General features: G+C 64.2%; 18 protein-coding genes. 8 read left to right on the forward strand and 10 right to left on the reverse strand.

The genetic code is table 11. From position 1 onward, the window contains the following. Window positions 1–4: 4 nt before the first annotated feature. From DCO45_RS02265 to DCO45_RS02280, 4 genes are all read left to right on the forward strand, one after another. Complete coding sequence (locus DCO45_RS02265) at window positions 5–997, forward strand: tripartite tricarboxylate transporter substrate binding protein (protein ID WP_116924292.1); 993 nt, start codon at window positions 5–7, stop codon at window positions 995–997. A gap of 50 nt (window positions 998–1,047) precedes the next feature. Further along, window positions 1,048–2,004 (forward strand): tripartite tricarboxylate transporter substrate binding protein, encoded by a 957-nt coding sequence (locus DCO45_RS02270; protein WP_116924293.1) that lies wholly within the window; start codon window positions 1,048–1,050, stop codon window positions 2,002–2,004. A gap of 65 nt (window positions 2,005–2,069) precedes the next feature. After that, window positions 2,070–2,969 (forward strand): amidohydrolase family protein, encoded by a 900-nt coding sequence (locus DCO45_RS02275; RefSeq protein WP_116924294.1) that lies wholly within the window; start codon window positions 2,070–2,072, stop codon window positions 2,967–2,969. 55 nt (window positions 2,970–3,024) lie between these two features. After that, window positions 3,025–3,942: an SMP-30/gluconolactonase/LRE family protein gene (locus DCO45_RS02280; protein WP_116924295.1), complete on the forward strand. Its 918-nt coding sequence runs from the start codon at window positions 3,025–3,027 to the stop codon at window positions 3,940–3,942. A 126-nt stretch (window positions 3,943–4,068) separates the two neighbouring features. Here the strand turns inward: DCO45_RS02280 and DCO45_RS02285 are convergent, their stop codons facing one another. Together DCO45_RS02285 and DCO45_RS02290 are read right to left on the reverse strand one after the other, a co-directional pair. Further along, the gene (locus tag DCO45_RS02285; protein WP_165841099.1) at window positions 4,069–5,010 is read right to left on the reverse strand and encodes an alpha/beta hydrolase-fold protein; all 942 of its coding nucleotides are present in this window, start codon (window positions 5,008–5,010) and stop codon (window positions 4,069–4,071) included. Window positions 5,011–5,017: 7 nt separating this feature from the next. Continuing rightward, window positions 5,018–7,513, reverse strand: coding sequence for a TonB-dependent receptor (locus DCO45_RS02290; protein ID WP_165841100.1), 2,496 nt, complete (start codon window positions 7,511–7,513; stop codon window positions 5,018–5,020). 417 nt (window positions 7,514–7,930) lie between these two features. Here DCO45_RS02290 and DCO45_RS02295 point away from each other — a divergent pair, with 417 nt between their 5' ends. Both DCO45_RS02295 and DCO45_RS02300 read left to right on the forward strand, forming a co-directional pair. Further along, complete coding sequence (locus DCO45_RS02295; RefSeq protein ID WP_116924298.1) at window positions 7,931–8,857, forward strand: restriction endonuclease; 927 nt, start codon at window positions 7,931–7,933, stop codon at window positions 8,855–8,857. A gap of 21 nt (window positions 8,858–8,878) precedes the next feature. Next, complete coding sequence (locus tag DCO45_RS02300; protein WP_116924299.1) at window positions 8,879–9,367, forward strand: DUF4124 domain-containing protein; 489 nt, start codon at window positions 8,879–8,881, stop codon at window positions 9,365–9,367. 68 nt (window positions 9,368–9,435) lie between these two features. Here DCO45_RS02300 and DCO45_RS02305 read toward each other — a convergent pair whose 3' ends face one another. The 4 genes from DCO45_RS02305 to DCO45_RS02320 form a co-directional block, all read right to left on the reverse strand. Then, window positions 9,436–11,007 (reverse strand): hypothetical protein, encoded by a 1,572-nt coding sequence (locus tag DCO45_RS02305; RefSeq protein ID WP_133248001.1) that lies wholly within the window; start codon window positions 11,005–11,007, stop codon window positions 9,436–9,438. 281 nt (window positions 11,008–11,288) lie between these two features. Beyond that, on the reverse strand, window positions 11,289–12,209 hold the full coding sequence (locus DCO45_RS02310; RefSeq protein WP_133248003.1) for a PDR/VanB family oxidoreductase: 921 nt from the start codon (window positions 12,207–12,209) through the stop codon (window positions 11,289–11,291). Between the two features lie 8 nt (window positions 12,210–12,217). Further along, the gene (locus DCO45_RS02315; RefSeq protein WP_116924302.1) at window positions 12,218–13,162 is read right to left on the reverse strand and encodes a pyridoxamine 5'-phosphate oxidase family protein; all 945 of its coding nucleotides are present in this window, start codon (window positions 13,160–13,162) and stop codon (window positions 12,218–12,220) included. A 49-nt stretch (window positions 13,163–13,211) separates the two neighbouring features. Further along, window positions 13,212–13,583 carry a DsrE family protein gene (locus DCO45_RS02320; RefSeq protein WP_116924303.1) on the reverse strand — a complete coding sequence of 124 codons (372 nt, stop codon included), beginning with the start codon at window positions 13,581–13,583 and terminating at the stop codon, window positions 13,212–13,214. A 136-nt stretch (window positions 13,584–13,719) separates the two neighbouring features. Between DCO45_RS02320 and DCO45_RS02325 the strand changes: the two genes are divergently transcribed. Next, a complete protein-coding gene (locus DCO45_RS02325; protein WP_116924304.1) occupies window positions 13,720–14,640 on the forward strand; it encodes a LysR family transcriptional regulator in 921 nt (306 codons plus the stop codon). Between the two features lie 23 nt (window positions 14,641–14,663). On the opposite strand, the gene DCO45_RS02330 is transcribed toward DCO45_RS02325, so the two are convergent. Beyond that, complete coding sequence (locus DCO45_RS02330; protein ID WP_116924305.1) at window positions 14,664–15,578, reverse strand: LysR family transcriptional regulator; 915 nt, start codon at window positions 15,576–15,578, stop codon at window positions 14,664–14,666. Between the two features lie 134 nt (window positions 15,579–15,712). Here DCO45_RS02330 and DCO45_RS02335 point away from each other — a divergent pair, with 134 nt between their 5' ends. Then, window positions 15,713–16,468: an SDR family oxidoreductase gene (locus tag DCO45_RS02335; protein ID WP_021026374.1), complete on the forward strand. Its 756-nt coding sequence runs from the start codon at window positions 15,713–15,715 to the stop codon at window positions 16,466–16,468. Window positions 16,469–16,622: 154 nt separating this feature from the next. On the opposite strand, the gene DCO45_RS02340 is transcribed toward DCO45_RS02335, so the two are convergent. From DCO45_RS02340 to DCO45_RS02350, 3 genes are all read right to left on the reverse strand, one after another. Beyond that, window positions 16,623–17,531, reverse strand: a complete 909-nt coding sequence (locus DCO45_RS02340) for an ABC transporter permease (protein WP_116924306.1) — start codon at window positions 17,529–17,531, stop codon at window positions 16,623–16,625. A 20-nt stretch (window positions 17,532–17,551) separates the two neighbouring features. Continuing rightward, the gene (locus tag DCO45_RS02345; RefSeq protein ID WP_116924307.1) at window positions 17,552–18,412 is read right to left on the reverse strand and encodes an ABC transporter ATP-binding protein; all 861 of its coding nucleotides are present in this window, start codon (window positions 18,410–18,412) and stop codon (window positions 17,552–17,554) included. Window positions 18,413–18,484: 72 nt separating this feature from the next. Further along, window positions 18,485–19,441, reverse strand: coding sequence for an ABC transporter substrate-binding protein (locus tag DCO45_RS02350; RefSeq protein WP_116924489.1), 957 nt, complete (start codon window positions 19,439–19,441; stop codon window positions 18,485–18,487). Between the last annotated feature and the right edge of the window lie 68 nt (window positions 19,442–19,509).

Below are 19,509 nucleotides of genomic sequence, written 5' to 3' on the forward strand. Positions count from 1 at the left end.
GCACATGTTCAAGAAGAAAAATCTGCCAGCACTCGCCGTGCAAACGCTGGTGGCAGCAGCAGCGCTGGCGGCCAGCGCCAGCTTTGCACAGGCTCCCGCCTACCCCGCCAAACCGGTGCGGTTGATTGTGGGCTTTGCCGCAGGCGGCCCCACCGATGTGGTGGCACGCGCCTTTGCCGACTACGCAGGCCGCACCCTGGGCCAGCCTTTTGTGGTCGACAACAAGCCCGGCGCCAACACCATCCTGGCTGCGCAAGCGGTGGCCAGTGCACCGGCCGATGGCTATACCTTGCTGTTTGCCGCCACCAACCACACGATGATTCCGGGCCTCTACAGCGGCCGGGTCAAGTTTGATGCGCTCAAGTCCTTCCAGCCGCTGTGCACGGTCGCGACCAGCCCCACGGTACTGGTGGTGCAGCCGGGCCTGCCGGTCAAGAGCCTGGCCGATTACATGGCGCGTGCCCGCAAGGAGCCCGGGCGCACAACGGCCGGCACCGCCGGCATGGGCAGCTCCGGCCACTTTGCGACCGAGATGTTTGCGCGCGCCAATGGCCTGCAGCTGAACCATGTGCCATACAAAGGCGCGGCCCCGGTGGTCACTGATCTGATGGGCGGTCAGCTCGACAGCTCGTTCGCCACCTTGGGCTCGGTGCTGCCGCAGATCAAGAGCGGCAAGCTCACAGCCCTGGCTGTCGCCTCGCCCAAGCGCTCGTCGCTGCTGCCCGAGGTGCCCACCTTTGCCGAGGCTGGTGGCGGCAAGTACTCGGCCGATGCCTGGTATGGCGTGATGGCGCCCGCCGGCCTGCCCGCCGCAATTGCGCAGCAGCTGGAGAAAGCCGCCCGCGACTTTGCCGGCAACGCCGCTACCGTGGACAAGCTGCACAGCCTGGGGCTGGACGCCGACTCGACCTGCGGCCCGGCCTTTGGCAGCCAGGTGGCGCGCGAGGTGATGACCTATACCCAGATTGCGCGCGAGCTGGATCTCAAAGCCGATTGATCCGGACACTGCATCCAACCCCATACCTATACCTATCTTCAGGAGACACCATGCCCCGCTTTATCCAACCCCTGATCGCCGCTTGCGCGCTGGCCGCCAGCATCGCGCATGCCGCCTTCCCCGAGCGCCCCATCACCATCGTCGTGCCCTACGCCCCGGGCGGCGCGGCCGATGCGGTGGCCCGTGTGCTGGCCACGCGCATGGGCGCCAAGCTGGGCACCAGCGTGATCGTGGAGAACAAGGCTGGCGCCAGCGGCACCATTGGCGCAAGCTTTGTGGCCAAGGCCAAGGCCGATGGCTACACCATGCTCTACGACGCGACACCCTACTCGATCAACCCGCATCTGTTTGCCAAGATGCCCTATGCAGCCAATGCGCTGCAACCGCTGTCGCTGGTGCTGCTGGCCCCCAATGCGCTGGTGGTCAAGGCCGAGTCGCCGCTGAAAAACGTGAACGACCTGATCACCAAGGCCAAGGCCGAACCGGGCAAGATCAACTTCGCCTCGGGCGGCAGTGGCACGGTGCAGCGCCTGGCGGCCGAGCTGTTCCGCCAGAAGCTGGGCCTGGACATGGTGCATGTGCCCTACAAGAGCGGTGGCCCGGCGATTGCCGATGTGATGGGCGGGCAGGTGGACTTCATGTTCGCCACCGTGGCTGCCTCCTACCCGCTGGTGAGCGGTGGCAAGCTGCGTGCGCTGGCCGTCTCGTCGCCCCAGCGCTCGGCGCGCCTGCCGGAGGTGCCCACGGTGGCCGAGACCGTCATCCCCGGCTACGAAGCCTATGAATGGAATGGCGTGCTGCTGCCCGCTGGTACGCCAGACGCTATCTCCCAGCAACTGCACCAGGCGATTGCCGAGGTGCTGAAGGAGCCTGAAGTGCAGCAGCGCCTGTCCGATCTGGGCGCGCAGCCCGTGGGCTCGACACCGGCAGAGTTCAGCGCCTTTCTGAAAAAGGAAGATGCCAAATGGGGCGAGGTGGTGAAAAAAGGCAATATCAAACTGGACTGATCCCTTCCCGCTGGCCGCCGCTGCTGCAGCGGCCAGCCCCGCCATCCTGAAACGCCCACACTGCGATGACCTTGCCTGATCTCTCCACCCCCGTGCCGCATTCGATCGGCCTGAACCGGCCCACGCGCACCTTGCCTGCGCTGGCCTGCGACAGCCATATGCATATCTTCGACTCGCGCTTTGCGCCGTCGGCACACTGGCCACGCACGCCACCCCATGCGCCGGTGGCAGCCTACCGGCAGCTGCAGCAGCGCCTGGGCACCTCGCGCACGGTGGTGGTCACGCCATCGACCTACGGCACCGACAATGCCTGCACCCTGGATGCGCTTGACCAACTGGGGGACAGCGCGCGCGGCGTGGCGGTGGTGGATGCGGCGGTGAGCGATGCCGAGCTGGCGCGCCTGGCGGCGCGGCGCGTGTGCGGGCTGCGGGTGAACTTTGTCTCGCCCCAGTCCTGGGGCACGACCACGCCCGAGATGCTGCAGACCCTGGCGCAGAAGCTGGCACGCCACCCGGACTGCGCTGGCTGGCATATCCAGGTGTTTGCCGAGCCCGCGCAGATCATCGCACTGCAGCCAGTGCTGCAGCAGTTGCCGGTGCCCTTGGTGATCGACCATCTGGGCCGCATGGACCCGGCCGAAGGCGCATCGGCCAAGGCCTATGGCGTGCTGCGCCGTCTGCTTGATGGCGGCCATTGCTGGGTCAAGCTCTCGGGCGCCTATATGCGCTCCCAGGTGCATGGCCCCAGCTATGCCGATACCGTGCCGCTGGGCCGCGCGCTTGTGCAGGCCGCGCCCGAGCGTCTGGTGTGGGGCTCTGACTGGCCGCACACCACCGAGCGGCCGGGCACCGTCAACGATACCGACCTGGTCCATCTGCTGCAGGCCTGGTCGGTGAGCGATGCGGTGATGGACCGCATTCTGGTGGACAACCCCGCCCAGCTTTATGGCTTTCGGTCTTGCTAAACCCTGGCAAGATCCTGCACACCCCTACCGTTTTTGATGCCAAAAAGGCCGCCCCATGTTTTTGCTGCAATCCCCTGAAGTCCGCACCCTGGACACCTTCAGCGCCATGCCCGAGTCCTTTCGCCGCCGTGAGCGCAGCGCCTGGGCTGATGCCAACCGGGGCGGCGCGATAACAGATTCGTTTTTGGAAGGCCCGGTGTTTGACGAGGCCGGTAACCTCTATGTCAGCGATATCCCCTGGGGCCGCATTTTCCGCATTGATGCGCAGGGCCAGTGGAGCCTGGTCGCAGAGTACGACGGCGAGCCCAATGGCCTGAAGTTTCTGGCCCCCGGCAAGCTCTTGGTCACCGACTACAAGAACGGCCTGATGCAGCTGGATACGGCCAGCGGCGCGGTAAGCCCTTACCTGGAGCGCCGCAACAGCGAGAGCTTCAAGGGCGTGAACGACCTGATTTTTGATGCGGAAGGCAACCTGTACTTTACCGACCAGGGCCAAAGCGGCCTGCATGACCCGAGCGGGCGCCTCTACCGCCTGCGGCCCCATGGCCAGCTTGATCTGCTGCTCAGCAATGTGCCCAGCCCCAATGGCGTGGCGCTGTCACCCGATGGCCGCGTGCTGTATTTGGCAGTGACGCGTGGCAACTGCGTCTGGCGCGTGCCCCTGCTGCCCGATGGCAGCGTCGCCAAGGTGAGCCAGTTCTTCACCTCGTACGGGCCCAGCGGCCCCGATGGCCTGGCTGTCGATGCCCAGGGCCATGTGCTGGTGGCCAACCCGGGCTTGGGCTATGTCTGGGTGCTGAACCACCTGGCCGAGCCGGTGCAGGTGCTGTGCGGCATCAAGGGCAGCTCCACCACCAACCTGGCCTTTGGCGGCGCAGAGCGAAAGCAGCTGTTTGTCACCGATTCGACCTATGGCCGCATTTTGACGACCAGCATGGCCACGCCAGGCATGCCAATTCACCAAGGGGTCTGAACGCGGTCTCGGGCGATCCGCTGTGTTGTCTTTCTTGTCCATAGCTTGCTATGGACTGCAAAAGACGCCTTGCGTCTCATCCCGATCCGCGCCCATCCCATTAGGCACAGCTTTGGCAGAGCGTACCTAGCGCAGCGTAAACGCAAAGCGCAGCGTGTCATTGGCCGCCTGCGCCGGCACGCTGGCATGCACCTCATTCGGGTAGCGCTGCAGCCGCACGCGCAGGCCCCAGCCGGAGAGCGCTTCCAGCCGCTCGGCCAGCATGCGGGCCGATTCCGGATCGCCATCGGCGTCGCGGTCGCCCACGACTACCATCAGGCGGCTGGTGGCGCCCACCTTGCCGGCCTGCACCTTGTCGCGGAACACGCGCTCCTCCTCCAGAATATGCTGGCCGTTCCACTCCATCGAGGGGCTGGCGGCCACAATCGCCTCAAAGGCCTGGGGGCGCTCGTACAGCGCGTAAAGCGCAAACAGCCCGCCAAAGGAATGGCCAAACAGCGACTGGCGCTCCAGGTTGACGGGGTAGCGCTGGGCGATCTCGCCGCGCAGCTTGCCGGTCAGAAAATCCAGAAACGGCGCGCGCGCACCGCTCTTGTACTTGGCAAAGGCCCGCACCTCGGGCGACTGCGGCTCGCGCAGCTGGGCCGTGTAGTCGGCCATGCGGCGCACATCCCAGGGCTTGTCACCCGGGTAGCCGACGCCCACAATGATCGCCTTGCCCACGGGCAGGTAGTCCTGCACCCAGCGCGCCTGCGCGAAGGAGCCAAAGTAGGCATTGCCATCGAGCACATAGAGCACCGGGTATCCGCCCTTGGGGGGCTCGCCCTTGTCGGGTGCGGAGACAAAGATGCGGTAGATCTCGCCACCGTCCGATGCCATGTCCCAGACCTGGGTGGCCGGCATCACATAGGGGCTGGCGGGGGTGGCTGCGGTGCTGGGCGTGGCCGTAGCAGGTGCATCGTCTGCAGCGCCCTGCGGGGCGGTTTGGGCCCCCGCCTGCGGTGCCGTGGCCAGCAAGCCGGCCAGCAGCGCCGCGCAGGCGCTTGGGTAGAGGGTGGACAAGCGCATGGGTGGCTTAGAAATCATGGCGCAGGTTAGCACTGAACTTGCGCGGCTCGCCAAACGGCGCGTACTCGCGGCCATACAGGTGGCGGTAGCTGCGGTCGGTCAGGTTGCTGACGACCAGGTTCAGCTGGGTCTTGGGGGTAATACGGTATTTGGCGTTCAGGCCCACCAGCACCAGCGCGCCCTGCTCGATGGTCCAGGCATTGGCACCCGAGCCGCCGTTTTTATAGGCCTTGTTGGTGGCAGCCACATTGCCACCCAGCGACCACTGCGTGCCCGGCAGCTGGTAGTTGGCGGCCAGGCGCATGCTGTGGCGCGGCTGCTCGGTGCGGAAGCGCTGGTCCTTTTGCGGGCCGGCCACATACTCGGCACTGGTATAGGTGTAGCCCGCAGCCAGGTTCAGCTCGCGGCTCACCTGGCCGTTTACGCCCAGGTCAAAGCCCTGGCTGACGACCTTGCCCGCTGCCGTGTAGCAGGCGCCGCCGCAGACATTGCTGGGGTTGTTGGGCACGGAGGAATCGAGCACCGCCAGGTTGGACTGCGCCAGGCGGAACACGGCGGCCGAGACATTGAGGCGCTTGTTCAGCAGCTCGCCCTTGATACCCACTTCGTAGTTGGCGCCCACCACCGGGTCGAGCACATTGCCATCCTGGCTGCGGTTGGTCTGGGGGTTGAAGATGTCCGAGTAGCTGGCATAGGCCGAGTACTGGGCGTTGATGTCATACACCAGCCCCGCATAGGGCGTGACCACGCCCTTCTCCTTGGGCGCCACAACACCGGTCAAGCTGTTCTTGCGCTCGTAGTTGCTGATGCGGGTGCCGGTGATCAGCTTGAGCGCGTCGGTCAGGCTCCAGCGCGCGACGCCATAGACACCCATATTGCTGGTCTTGGTCTTGCTGGTCGATGCGCGCAGGCCATCGGGGATGGGGCCCAGGCCTTCGGGATCAAAGGTGTAGACATTGATTGGGGTGGTGGACGAGTAGCCGGTGCCGGCATTCTCATCACGGTAGCTGGTGCCGTTGACGCCCAAGGTCAGCTCATGGCGGCGGCCCAGAAAATCAAACGGCCCCGTCGCATAGACATCGACCACATTGGCGTGCATCACCGAGGTGTAGTTGCGCTGGCGGCTGCCGATGAAGAGGCCATCGCCGGTCACAGGGTTCAGGTTGCCCGAGAGACTGCTGAAGTTCTCGATATCGTTGTTGGTCTTTTGCCAGGCGTAGTTGGCCTTCAGGCTCCAGGCGCCGGCCAGCTGCTGGGCCAGGCCCACGGTGTAGATGTTGTAGTCGCGCACCGAGCGGTGGTCGGCATCGCCCCAGAAGGACGAGCGGGGCAGCCCGGCATCGCTGCCATCGGCCGCCAGCGGCACGCCAAAATGGCCCCGGCTCGTGTCCTTTTGCAGCTGCACGCTGGCGCTCAAGGTGGTCGTGGGGCCCAGGTCGGCCTCGACAATGCCGTAGCCCGCATAGCGGTCGCGGTAGACATAGTCGGTAAACGACTCGCTGTTATCGGCCACGGCCACCAGGCGGCCCCGGATCACGCCCGAGTCGATCAGCGGGCCCGACACATCGCCCACCAGGCGCCGCTCTTTCCAGGAGCCCAGCTGCACCTCGCCCTGGGCCTGGAAAGTGTCGGTCGGGCGCTTGAGCACCATGTTGACCGTGCCGCCCGGGCTGCCAGCACCGGCCATCAGGCCGGCCGCGCCTTGCAGCACCTCGACCCGGTCGACAAAGGCGCTGTCGAACTTGGGCGAGCGGTTGCCGCTGTCGATGCCCGAAGGCGTGGCCATGCCATCGACCTGGGCCTGCATGCTAAAGCCCCGGCTGTAGTAGTTGGCGCCAATGCTGCCGCCATCGACCGCAAACACGCCACTCACTGCGCGCAGCGCATCATCGACCGAGGTCATGCCGGCGTCGTCCATCTGCTGGCGGGTGATGACCGTCAAGGTCTGCGGTGTTTCGCGCTGGCTCAGGTTCAGCTTGGAGCTGGTGCTCGAATGCGCCGCCGCATAGCTGCCACTGCCCTCGGTGGTGCCACTGCGCTGGACCGCGGCCGTCACGGTGACCGTGTTCAAGGTCATGTCCGATGCCCCAGCCGCACTGCCCGCTGCCGCAGGGTTGGCCGCCGGCAGCTTGCGCAGCACATAGGTGGCGCCCCCTTGCTTGACCACCTCAAAGCCGCTGCCGCGCAGCAGCTGGGCAAAGCCCTCCGCCTCGCCATAGCTGCCTTGCAAGCCACCGCTGCGCAGCCCCGCCAAGGTGGACTGCTCAAACACCAGCTGCACTCCTGCCGTTGCCGCGTACTGCGCCAGCACATCCGACAGCGGGCCCGCTGCAATCGCATAGCTTTTGGCGCCGGCGGCCGGCTCTGCCGCCAGGGCCCAAGGTGCTGCCAGCGCCAGGCCTGCGGCACTGCCGCCAACCAAGGTGGCACGGATGGCGCCATGCAGCAAAGCCAGGGCAAAGCGCTCGCGGTGCCGGCTGCGGCGATGGGAAGAGAGAGTCATGGTTCGTCGTCCTGGTGATCTGGAAAGAAAAGAGCGGCACTGCATAGCGCCATTGCCCTGTACACCGAACGAGATCCAAAAAGTGATCACCTGAAGCGAAAAATAGTGGGGAAAATTTTCGCGGTGGCAAAATCCGGCTGCAGCGGGCTGCAAAACAAGCAGCGGTGGCCGCAAGACAAGCAGCGGTGGCTGCAGAACCTGCGGCTGTGGTGGCCAGCCATGCACACCCCAGCAACGCCCCTGTCGCTCTGGTGATGCCCCCAATACGCCCGTCAGCAAAGCGTAAGATCACGCAGATAGATTTTGTAATACAAAGCAGCAAACGGTCTGTGCGTGGCGCTTCCAGCAGCACTGCGCCGCCATCAGCCAGCCGCACAAAGACAGGCATCCATCAGCAAACCAGGACAGGGGGAGACCATGGCAAGACGCAAGAAAAGCAGTGGATTGGAAGACATGCTGGACCTCTTGGCGCTGCTCCCCTGGTGGATCTGTGTGGCACTGGCGGGAGCGAGCTATGTGTTCCTGCACCGGCTGGCGGTCGTGCCGCCAACGGCTGACCTGGCAGGCCGCCCCGCCGACATGATGGCAGCCGTGGTCCAGAAGGGGCTCATCTTTGGGCTGGCGTCCATCGGCCAATACCTGCTGCCCTTGATGTGCTTGGTGGCCGCTGCCATGTCGGCCTGGCGCCGAAAGCAGCGCCAGGCCCTCGTCAAAGGCGTGGTGCAGGCGCAGGATGTGGCTGTGCTGGGCGACATCAGCTGGCGCGAGTTTGAACTTCTGGTGGGCGAGGCCTACCGGCTGCAGGGCTTTCGCATCATCGAGCTGGGCGGCAACGGGCCCGATGGCGGCGTGGACCTGGTGCTGCTCAAGGGCGGCGAAAAATTCCTCGTGCAGTGCAAGCAGTGGAAGGCCCAGCGTGTGGGCGTTGCCACTGTGCGTGAACTCTATGGCGTGATGGCCGCCAGGGGCGCGACGGGCGGCTTTGTGGTCACCTCCGGCCGCTTCAGCAACGACGCCCAGGCCTTTGCACGGGGTCGCAATATCACCTTGGTCGATGGCCCCCAGCTGTTGGCGATGGTGCAGCGGGCGCGGCAATCGCTGGTGAATGGCCCCAAGGCTACGCAAGCCAGCGGCACCTCGGCTGCATCAACCGCGCGCACCAACGTTGCGACGGCCTCGGCTGCCGCCCCCGTTGCAGCCAGCCCTGCCCCTGCCCAACCCAGCTGCCCGCGCTGCAGCGCCGCGATGGAGCTGCGCACCGCATGCCAGGGCGCCCATGCCGGCAAGTCCTTTTGGGGCTGCTCGACCTTCCCGGGTTGCCGGGGCACGCTTGCGGCGGCGTGATGGCTGCTTGAAGGTTTTTCCATGCGCTTGTTGTCCGCCCCTCGCCATGCAAGCCGTTGCCAATTAACGCAGTCGCTGCTGTTGCTGGCCCTGGTCTGCTGCGCCGCGCCTGCCTTTGCGCAAAAGCCGGTCTACCGCTGCGAAACGGCCGGCCGCGTGAGCTACTCGGATGCGCCCTGTGTAGGTGCCCAGGAAATCGACGCCACTCCCACCCAGGGCATGGACAAGATGACGGGCAAGAGCCGCAAAGGCCAGGACGTGCAGCGTGCCGAACACAATGCTGCCTTTGCAGAAGCCATCCAGCCCCTGACAGGGATGAACGCCGATGAGTACCGGGTGCACCAGCGCCGTTTCAAGCTCAGCCCCGCCGACAAGCTGGAGTGCGCAAGGCTGGACAACCGCCTGCCAGCGCTCAATAAGTCTGTGCAAGCAGCAGCAGCCCATGACCTGGCCCAGGCCGAGGTCGATCTGTACAAGGCACGCAAGCGCTTCAATGATTTGAACTGCTAGCCGCTAACTTGTCTTTTTAAACGGCAAAGCAGAGGCCAGCGCTTGCCAAATGCCAGCGCTGGCTTGTGTCAATCCAAGGGAACATTCCCCAAGCCCATTCCATGGCCGTGGCGATCCTTGACTTGGAGCTGTCCACCAAAGCGATTGTTGGGTTCGCTACTCAAATAGCCGGTCATCAGCCACCCATCGCGAGTCCACAGGCACCTCAGCGACGGAAACTCGGCGTCGATACGGTTGCACACGACCTGCCCGTCTTCGCTGGTCAGGTAGTCACCCTCCAAGGTCGTCAGTTTCACCAGCTTGAATGCCGGAAGGCCTTGACCGTAGAAGCCGATCCACCACTGGCCCAGCAGGCCTTGCAAGCTTGCAGCATCCGGCTCCAGCGACATGCGCACAATGCGCTTGGGCGCCTCACCGGGGATGGAGGCAATGCCCGCCAACCGGTTGTCATCGTAGCCTTGTCGTATCGCATTCTCAGAAAAGCGAATCGACAGATCACCTGCGGAATCCACCAAATGTCCGCTCGCTGCCGGTCCGCCCAAAGCGCGGCCGCCGGCGTATCGGTTGAGCGGAAAACTGGCATTGATGCCTTGGTACAGACCGCTTCCCATATGGAAGGTCGGTGCACCATCAGGCAGGTAATTGAATACCTGGGCCAGCACCATACCGTTTTGCACATCGATGGCAAAACCCCGCCCCGGTTTACCAAGCAGCTCCTCCTCTACCACCCAGGTTCCGCTGCTGGGGCTGGTCACCGGGTTGCAGTTGCGCGGATAGCCAACATATGCGTCGATAAAGGAGCCGCAGCCAGTGATGGACACCTCTCCGCCACCAGCCACCGTGATGCCCTGAAGCGGCAGTTGTTGACTGACGCCGTTGCTCAGAATATCAACCGTGCCGTAGACATCGATGCCCGCAATATGCAGACGCAGCGACTGTATATTTGCCTGCTCCGTGGGGAGTCCACCATCGATGGGTTTGCAGGTGTATACATCCCGACCGTCCAGCCGCTCGCAATCCATTCGCTGCCGCAAATCACCGGGTATGTCGCGCAAGGTCATCAGCATTCCACGACCAGGGGTGGCAGAAGCACTCAGGGACATATTCGCAAAAAACGCCATCTGGCGATCGGCATCTACCGCCGAAACGATGAATTTGCGGGACCGTCTCTTGACCCAATAGCGGTCTTTAAATTCAGCACTTTGCATATGAAAGCGCTGTATGGCGACCTCCTCCTCGCCGGGAAACTGCACCGTGCCTTGCAGGCCATTGGCAAAGCTGACAGTGACATTGCCGGGCGATCCATCCTCCACGGCATCCCTTGCGGCACTGCCAAAACTGCGCCCACCGCTGTAGCGGTTCAGCGGCGCAGTGATGGTATTGCCATCCATCTGGCCAGTGGCCATGTAGAAAGTGGCATCACCATTTTTCTCATAGCCAAAGACCTGCATGAAAAGGGTATTGCCCTGCACATCAATGGCAAGGCCGCGCCCTGGTTTGCCATCGAGCTCTTCACTAATGATCCAGGTACCCGCTTGCGGCGTGAAATCGCGCGCAGCCCAGCTGGAGACATAGGAAAAAGCAAGGCCTGCTGCAAGCACTGCCGTGCGTAAGGCTTGAATACGGATGGGAAGGCGCACTCTCTCTCCTATTTGATTATCGAATCAGTATAGGCGAGCAACTAAAAATTCCGCACGCAAAGTGACCGCCATCACAACCGTGCCGGCGATTGGTCGCTCCGAACCAGCGCGCCATTGATCGGCCTAGCCTGCATTAATACCGCCAGCAAGTTTGCAGAGAATATGGATGCCCCCTGCGCATGCTGCACCAGGGATACGCTGCAGAATCCTTGCCCCATGGAATGAACGCGGATCTCCCGAGCCCGTGTTCAGACCACGGCAGGCAGTTTTGCCGAAGGTGCTTAGAGATTCAACGCCAACTCCGGCCCCTCTGCCCAGGAGACACAGGTACACATCGCATGGCCGCGCAAGGCAGGCGCAATGCTGTCGCGGTGGATGGGGGTGCCACTGACCACCTCGGTCAAACAAGCGCCGCAGACACCGCGCCGGCACTCATAGCCCGTCCAGGCACCTGCGGCCAGCAAGGCATCGAGCAGCGATTGGCCGGGCGCCACATCGATGCGCTGGCCCGACTGCACCAGCGTGACCCGCAATGGACCGTCGCTGGCATCGGCAGCCGCACCAAAGCTCTCGCTGTGGATGCGCTCGGGCGCCCAGCCCAGTTGCGCTGCAGCGGCGCGCACGGCGCCCACCAAACCGGCAGGACCGCAGACATAGACCTGGCTGCCGGGCACTTGCGCGGCCAGCAAGCCGGGCAGGTCCAGGCTGCTGCGGCCGATATGGGTCTGGCCAGGCAGGCCGGGTGCCAGCGGATACTGCCGGGTGGCGTCGTGCACGATCTGGTGCAAGGCAAAGCGCTGCCCTGCTTGCTGCAGATGCTCGGCCATGCTGAGCAACGGCGTGATGCCGATGCCGCCGCCGATCAAAAGCGTGTACGGTGCATCGGGCTGCAGCGCGAATTCATGGGCCAGCTCCAGCACACGCACCGGGTCCCCTACGGCCAGCTGGTCGTGGATGAACTGCGATCCGCCCTGGCTCTGCGCGGTGCGCAGCACGGCGATGCTGTAGTGGTCCAGTGCCGGGCCGGTGTGCAGCAAGGAGTAGCGCCGCACGCGGCCGTCCAGATCCAGGGCGATATGCGCGCCGGGTTCCGCGCCGGGCAGCATCTGGCCTGCGGCGTGGCGCAGCACCAGACGCACGATGTCGGTGGCGATGGCCTGCTTGTCAGCGACCACCAAATCCATGCTTGTCAGCGGTTCCATGGGCATTCTCAAGGGTTGTAGGGCGAGGCTTCCAGCAGGCGCCAGCGCTGGGGCAGGTTCAGCGGCGTGCTGCGCCAGCTGTCCACCTGGAACTCGATCCAGCGCCCGGTTCCTCCTGTCTGATCGATGTCGGCATCGACCCCAAAATGGGCGCGCGCATGGCCGGTCAGCTGCAACTGGCGCGCGCCTTCAAAATCTGGAAAGACCAGGCCGCAGCGCGACTCCAGCTCCAGATTGCCCAAGGTGTTGAACATGCTGTTGCCGTTGAAATCGGGGATGCGCAGCACCCGGCCCTGTTGTTGCACAAAGCCGGGCCGGCCTCCCCGGTGCGATACATCGGCCTCGCCGCTGGGGCCCAGGCTGGCGATGAACAAGGTGTCGGCGCCCGCGATCCAGGCCGAGGTGGCCTCGTCCAGCAGCGTGCCCGAGGTGACAGCGGTACTGGTGCGGTGCTCGGCTGCCGCTTCTGCCTCCAGCGGCAGCAGCTCGCGCTTTTGGATATAGCGGGGGCAGACCGGAAAGGCCTGGCCCACCGCCACCGCCAGTGCCTGCGCCAATGCCTGCGCTGTTACCTGACTGACATGGCCATTGATGCGCAGGCGCCTGCGGGTCTGCAGCTCGATCAGCAGCACGGCTATGGATTGCGCGGGCTGCAGATCTGCTATCGGGGCCATGCTTGCCAGCACGCCCTGCGGGTCGCTGCTGGCCACATGCAGGCTGCGCAGGTCATCGCTGGCCTGCACAAAGCCGGGCTCGCCACTCAGCATGCAAGCCCACATGGCGCCTGCCGCATCGGCAGCACCCAGCACGCACCAGCGCTGCTGGCCGACAAAGTTGCGCGCTGCCGCCGGAATGCCGGGGCTGATGCTGCGGCTGTTGATGAGCGCGGTGCCGCGCTCGCCCGTGCGCTCCTGCACCAGGCGTTCGCCAGGGTGAAAGATGTGGTCGTCCATAGGGGCTCCTTGGTGGCGGCGGGGTCGCAACAGCTGTCAGTCAAGCGGCTTAAAAAGTCACCAAGGTGTGGCCTGCATCCAGGTGGCGCGACAGATCCAGCACGCCCGTGGTGCCAGGGATGGTCTTGTCGCGCACCAGTTCGATACCGGTAGGTGCCAGGCCTGCGCCCGCACCAAACACATCGGCGCAGCCGCCGCAGGCAACGATGTGGTCCAGCACCGCTTCATACAGTGCATGGCCGGGGTGTTCTGGCTTGACCAGCTCGGCAGGCCAGCGCACGCCCGTGCCTTGGAACACCAGGTCAAAGTCCCGGTTCTTTTCCTTGAGCTCATAGGCCAGGAACAGCGCGTTCACGACACGGCCCAGCGCTTCTTGCGTGCCGGATTGGGGATCGGAAAAAACAACGATGACGGTTTTCATAAATAGTCCTTTCGAGGACGGCGTGTGACAAAACTGGAGTTGCCGTCTCGGAAGCAAATTTATCTATTTACTCAAACGTGATAAATGCCAGAGAATTGATTTGATTCTTCCATTTTTTGCAGCAATTACCCCCACCATGGACCGCCTCCACGCCATTGATGTCTTTCTGGCAATTGCCGAGCAAGGCAGCCTGACCCGTGCCGCCGAGGCGCTGGAGCTGTCCCTGCCCAGTGTGGTGCGCACGCTGGCTGCGCTGGAGAAGCACCTGGGCGTGCGCCTTTTCAACCGCAACACGCGGCGCCAGGCCATCACCGATGAGGGCCGGGCCTACCGCGTGCATGCGCTGGCCATCCGCGCTGCAGTTGCCGATTCAGAACAGGCGATGAGCCGGGCGCAGGCCGAGCCCTCGGGCAGCATCAGCCTGACGGCATCCGTCAAATTTGGCGAGCTGCATGTGGCCCCGCTGGTGGCCAGCTACCTGCAGCGCTACCCGCAGGTGGAGGTGCAGCTCTTGCTGCTGGACCGCGTGGTCAATCTGGTGGAAGAAGGCCTGGACCTGGCCGTGCGCATTGCGCCGCTGCCCGATTCCAGCCTGGTGGCGCGCCATGTTGTGGACATCCACCAGGTGATCGCCGCCAGCCCCGCCCTGGTCGCCGCCTGCGGCATGCCCCAGCAGCCGCAAGATCTGGCTGCGCTGCCCTGCATCGAGTTTGGCGGTGTGGGCGATGCCAACCTCTGGGAGTTTGTCAGCAAGGGCCGGCCCGAGCGCGTCAAGATAAAGGGCCGCATGCGCTGCAATACCGTTGGCGGCAATATCGCCGGCTGCATCGCCGGCCAGGGCTTTGGCCGTTTTCTGCACTACCAGGTGATGGATGCGATTGCGCGCGGCGAGCTGGTCCGCATCCTGCCAGGCCACGCACCCGCGCCTCGCCCGCTGTCACTGGTCTACCCGAGCAAGCACCATGGCACGGCGCGGGTGTCGACGCTGGTTGAGCATTTGGCTGAGCAGCTGCGCGCGCGGCTGGGGGAGTTTGCGCCTTCTGCACAAAAGCGCTGAAAGGCTGGGCCGCAGCAGCGCCGCTAGTTGGCCGTCGCGGTATCGGCCAGTTCGCCTTTGAAGCGCCCCGCCAAATGCTCGATAAACGCCCGCACCACCGGCGGCAAGCCCCGTCTGGTGGTGAACACGATATGCACAATGCCGGTCTCCGTGCGCCATTGCGGAAACACATGGACGAGGCTGCCGCGCTCGAGCTCCTTGCTGCAAAAGTGCTCGGGCAACAGCGCAATACCCAAACCGGCCAAGGCCGCTGAGCGCAGCGCGCCAAAATCGGCGCAAGTCATGCGGGGCGTGTGGCTGATGGCACTGGGCTGGCCATCGCCATCCCAGAACTCCCAGCTGATGGTGCCGGTCTGCTCGGTGCTGGCCAAGGTGGGCAGCTCAGCCAGCAGCTGCAGATCGCCCTTTTTGCACTGCTGGGCCAGGCTGGGCGCAGCCACCAGAATGCGGCTTGAATGGCCCAGGGTGCGCATCACCAGGGCGGCATCGGTCGTCAAGCTGGTGCGCACGCGGATGGCCACATCGATGCGCTCATCGATCAGGTTGACGGGCCGATCGGCGGCCACCATCTGCAGCTGTGCCTTGGGGTAGGTCTGCAAAAAATCGGTCAGGGTGGGCGAGAGGATTTCCATCAGCCCCAAGGGACAGCTGCAGCGCACGACACCATGGGGTTCGCCCAGCGCATCGGACACGACGGCATCGGCCTGCTGCACATCAAGCACGATGGTGCGGCAGCGCTCGTAAAACGCCTGGCCCACCTCGGTCACCCGAAAGCGCCGGGTGGAGCGCTCGATCAGCCGCACACCCAAGCGCGACTCCAACGCCGCAATGCGCCGGCTCAAGGTGGACTTGGGCATGCCCAGCGCGCGGCCTGCTGCGGCAAAGCCGCTGTGCAGCACCACCTCGGCAAACAGCGCGTAGTCGTTGATATCTCGCATGGGCCTTATCCCCGCTTTGTCTCAATATTGGAACAATGATATCCACTTTACCCGTCTACCGAAAACTTTGTTCCACCTGCATCATTACATCACTGCGACGAACGGTTCGGCGCACACCTCAATGAGTAGGAAAAATGGAACGCAAGTTTGACAACAAGGTCGTCGTAGTCACCGGTGGCACCAGCGGTATTGGCCTGGCCACCGCCAAGAAATTTGCCAGCGAAGGCGCCTATGTGTTTGTCACCGGCCGCCGCCAGCAAGAGCTGGACAAGGCCGTCCAGGCGATTGGCCCCCGCGCCACCGGTGTGCGGGCCGACATGTCCCAACTGGCCGACATTGACCGCCTCTACGACGCCGTGCAGCAAAGCCATGCGCAAATCGATGTGCTCTACGCCAATGCCGGCGGTGGCTCGATGCTGCCCCTGGGCGCCATCACCGAGGAGCACTTTGATGCCACCTTTGGCACGAATGTGAAGGGCCTCGTGTTTACCGTGCAAAAGGCTTTGCCGCTGCTGCGCGATGGCGCCTCCGTCGTGCTGACCGGCTCGGTCGTCGGCTCCACCGGCACCGCCGCCTTCAGCATCTACAGCGCCTCCAAGGCCGCCGTGCGCAATCTCGCCCGCAGCTGGACCCTGGATCTGAAGGAGCGCGGCATCCGCGTCAATGTCGTCAGCCCCGGCCCCATCCGCACCCCTGGCCTGGTCGAGCTGGCTGGCAACGATGCCGCGCAGCAACAAGGCCTGCTGGACTATATGGCCAGCCAGGTGCCGATCGGCCGCGTCGGCGAAGTCGATGAAATCGCGGATGCGGTGCTGTTCCTGTCTTCGCCACAGGCCAAGTTCATCGCCGGCACCGAGCTGTTTGTCGATGGGGGGATGGCGCAGGTTTGAGGCAAGCTGACGAATCCACGCCCAGACAAAAAAATGCCAGCTCGGTTGGCGGAGCTGGCTGAAGGCCGGTAAGCGAGAGAGCGCTTGGTCCACCGGCGAGGAGACAGGCAAGCGGGCACGGGGCTCGCTTGCGTATGGATCAAAGGTCAGGGCATCAGAAGGCAGCAGGGCGCCATTTGAGCAGGCGTTTTTCCAGGCGGGTCAGCAAGAAGTCGGCGCCCAGGGCCACCACCGCCAGCACGATCATTGCGGCGAACACGCCACTGGCGTTGAACGCGCCCTGCGCGGTGGAGATCAGCAGGCCGATGCCTTCCTTGGCGCCAAGGAACTCGCCCACCACGGCGCCGACCAGCGCAAAACCAAAGCTCACATGCAGGCTGGCCAGAATCCAGGACATAGCCGATGGGATGACCACCGACAGGGTGACCTGGCGCGGCGATGCACCCAGAATCTGCGCATTGGCGATCATGTACTTGTCGGCTTCACGCACGCCCTGGAAGGCATTGGCAAACACCACAAAGAAGACCATCACGACGGCCAGCGCCACCTTGGACGCCATGCCCAGGCCCAGCGCAATCACGAACACCGAGCCCAGCACCACGCGGGGGATGGAGTTGGCGATCTGGATGTAGAGGGAGAACACATCGGACAGCAGCTTGTTGCGGCCCAGCACAATGCCGCAGATCACACCGGCAATCGAGCCGATCAGAAAGCCGATGACCGTTTCTTCCAAGGTGACCAGCACCTGCTGCCACAGCGGGCCTTGCGATGTGCCATCGCGCATCCATTCGACAATCTGGTTCCAGATCATCGAAGGCATCGAGTAGAAGAAGGGGTCGATCCACTGCATACGGGCCGAGACTTCCCAGCCGCCGAGGACCAGCACCAGCACCAAGAGGCGCAGGCCGATGATGACGGCCTTGCGGCGCTTGATGGCCGCCTGCGCGGCGACTGATTCCTGCGCGAGCGCAGCATCGCTTACGGCAGCGGGGGTGTGGTCTGCTGCGGCCGATGCGGGTACCGAACTGCGCGCGGCGTTGGGGTTCAGGGTGAGTTCAGACATGGTGTGTTCCTTGCCTTGGTTTACTGGATATGGACTTCTTCGCGCAGGTCATCCCAGATGCGCTTGGACAGGTCGATGAACTGCGGGTCGTAGCGCACCTCGCTCATCACGCGGGGGCGCGGCAGGTCGATCTCGTAGACGCGCTTCAAGGTGGCAGGGCGGGCTGTCAGCACAAACACGCGGTCGGCCAGCGCAATGGCTTCCTCCAAATCATGGGTCACAAACACCACCGAGCCGCCGGACGCCGACCACAGGCGCAGCAGCTCGTCCTGCATCAGGGTGCGGGTCTGCATGTCCAGCGCCGAGAAGGGCTCGTCCATCAGCAGGATTTCTGGCTGGTTGATAAAGGTCTGCGCCAGCGCCACGCGCTTGCGCATGCCGCCCGAGAGCTGGTGCGGGTAGTGGTTGCCAAAGTTGGCCAGGCCCACGCGGTGGATCCACTCATCGGCGAGCTTGAGCGCCTGCGCACGCGGCGTGCCGCGAAAGATGGGGCCGGCGGCCACGTTGTCGCGCACCGATTTCCAGGGGAAGACGGCATCGGCCTGGAACACAAAGCCGATGCGCGGATCGATCTGCTCTACCTTCTTGCCCATCACGCGCACCTCACCCACTGTCGGCTGCAGCAGGCTGGTGATCAGGTTCAAGGTGGTGGATTTGCCGCTGCCGGTGGGGCCGACGATGGCGATGAATTCGCCCCTGGCCACCGACATCGAAAAATTGCGCAGCGCGAGGGTCGCTGTGCCATCTGGCGCAATAAAGCGCAGCGACACCTTGTCGAATTCAATGGCCGCATCGGCTGGGGGTGCAGAGGTTGCAGCATTTTTGGGCTGCAGAGAACTGGACGGCGCCTGGCTGGCAACCGCCTGGGTGGCATAGGACATGGTGGTCTTCCCTGTGGGTGTGAATTGCGGGCAGCACGGCCTGGCCGCGCTGCTGGCCGGGTTGCGCTGCTTTTACTTGGCGCTCAAGTAGGCGTTGGAATAGGTCTTGGCCAGGTCAATGTGCGCGCTCTTCACATTGGGCTTGTAGGCCGACAAAACCTTGAGCACGGTCTCGGGGCCGCCTTCGGGCATCTTGCCGTCCTTGGTGTACATCGGCAGCGAAGCCTTCAGCGCCGCCACATACAGCTCCTTGTCGTTGCCGTAGTAGTCCTTGGGCATCTTCTCGGCAATCTCTTCGGCGCTGTGGCTGCTGATGTACTGCATGGTCTTGCCAAAGGCGCGCGCCAGCTTGGCCGCCTGGTCCTTGTGGCTGGCGGCCCATTCGTTGCGCACATACAGGCTGGCGGCAGGGTAGAGGCCGCCGAGCGCCGCCTGGGTGCCCTCTTCGCTGCGCATGTCGACGAGCACCTTGGCATCCCCCGTCTTGAGCATTTGCGAGACGGTCGGCTCGGTGGTCATGCCCGCCTGGATGCGGTCCTGCTTCATGCCGGCGATAAAGGAGTTGCCTGCGCCCACGGGCAGCAGCGAGTAGTCCTTGCTGGCCACGCCCTGCTTGTCGACCAGGTAGCGGGTCAGGAACTCGGTGGACGAGCCCAGGCCGGTGACGCCCAGGGTCTTGCCCTTGGCATCGGCCATCGACTTGAAGCCGCCTGCCGCTGCCTTGGTGGACACCAGCTCGACCTCACCGGGCACCTTGCAGAACACCGCAATGGCCTGGATCTCCTTGCCCTTGGCCTGCAGATCGATGGTGTGGTCGTAGAAACCCACCACGCCTTGCACGGCACCGGCAATCAGCTGGTTTTCTGCATCCACGCCGGCGGGCTGCGATTGCAGCTCGACCTTCAGGCCCTCTTCCTTGAAGTAGCCCAGCGACTCGGCCAGCTTGGCGGGCAGGTAGATGATCTTGTTGATACCGCCCACCATGATGGTGACGGTGTCGTCTGCCGCCTGGGCAGCCGTGCTGGCCATGCAGCAGACAGCAGCTGCGGCGATGGCAGCCAGGGCATGGCGGCGGGTAGCGTGGAACTTGGTCATGC

The sequence above is a fragment of the Comamonas sp. JNW genome, assembly GCF_003105075.1.
In the GTDB taxonomy this organism is placed as follows: domain Bacteria; phylum Pseudomonadota; class Gammaproteobacteria; order Burkholderiales; family Burkholderiaceae_C; genus Comamonas; species Comamonas squillarum.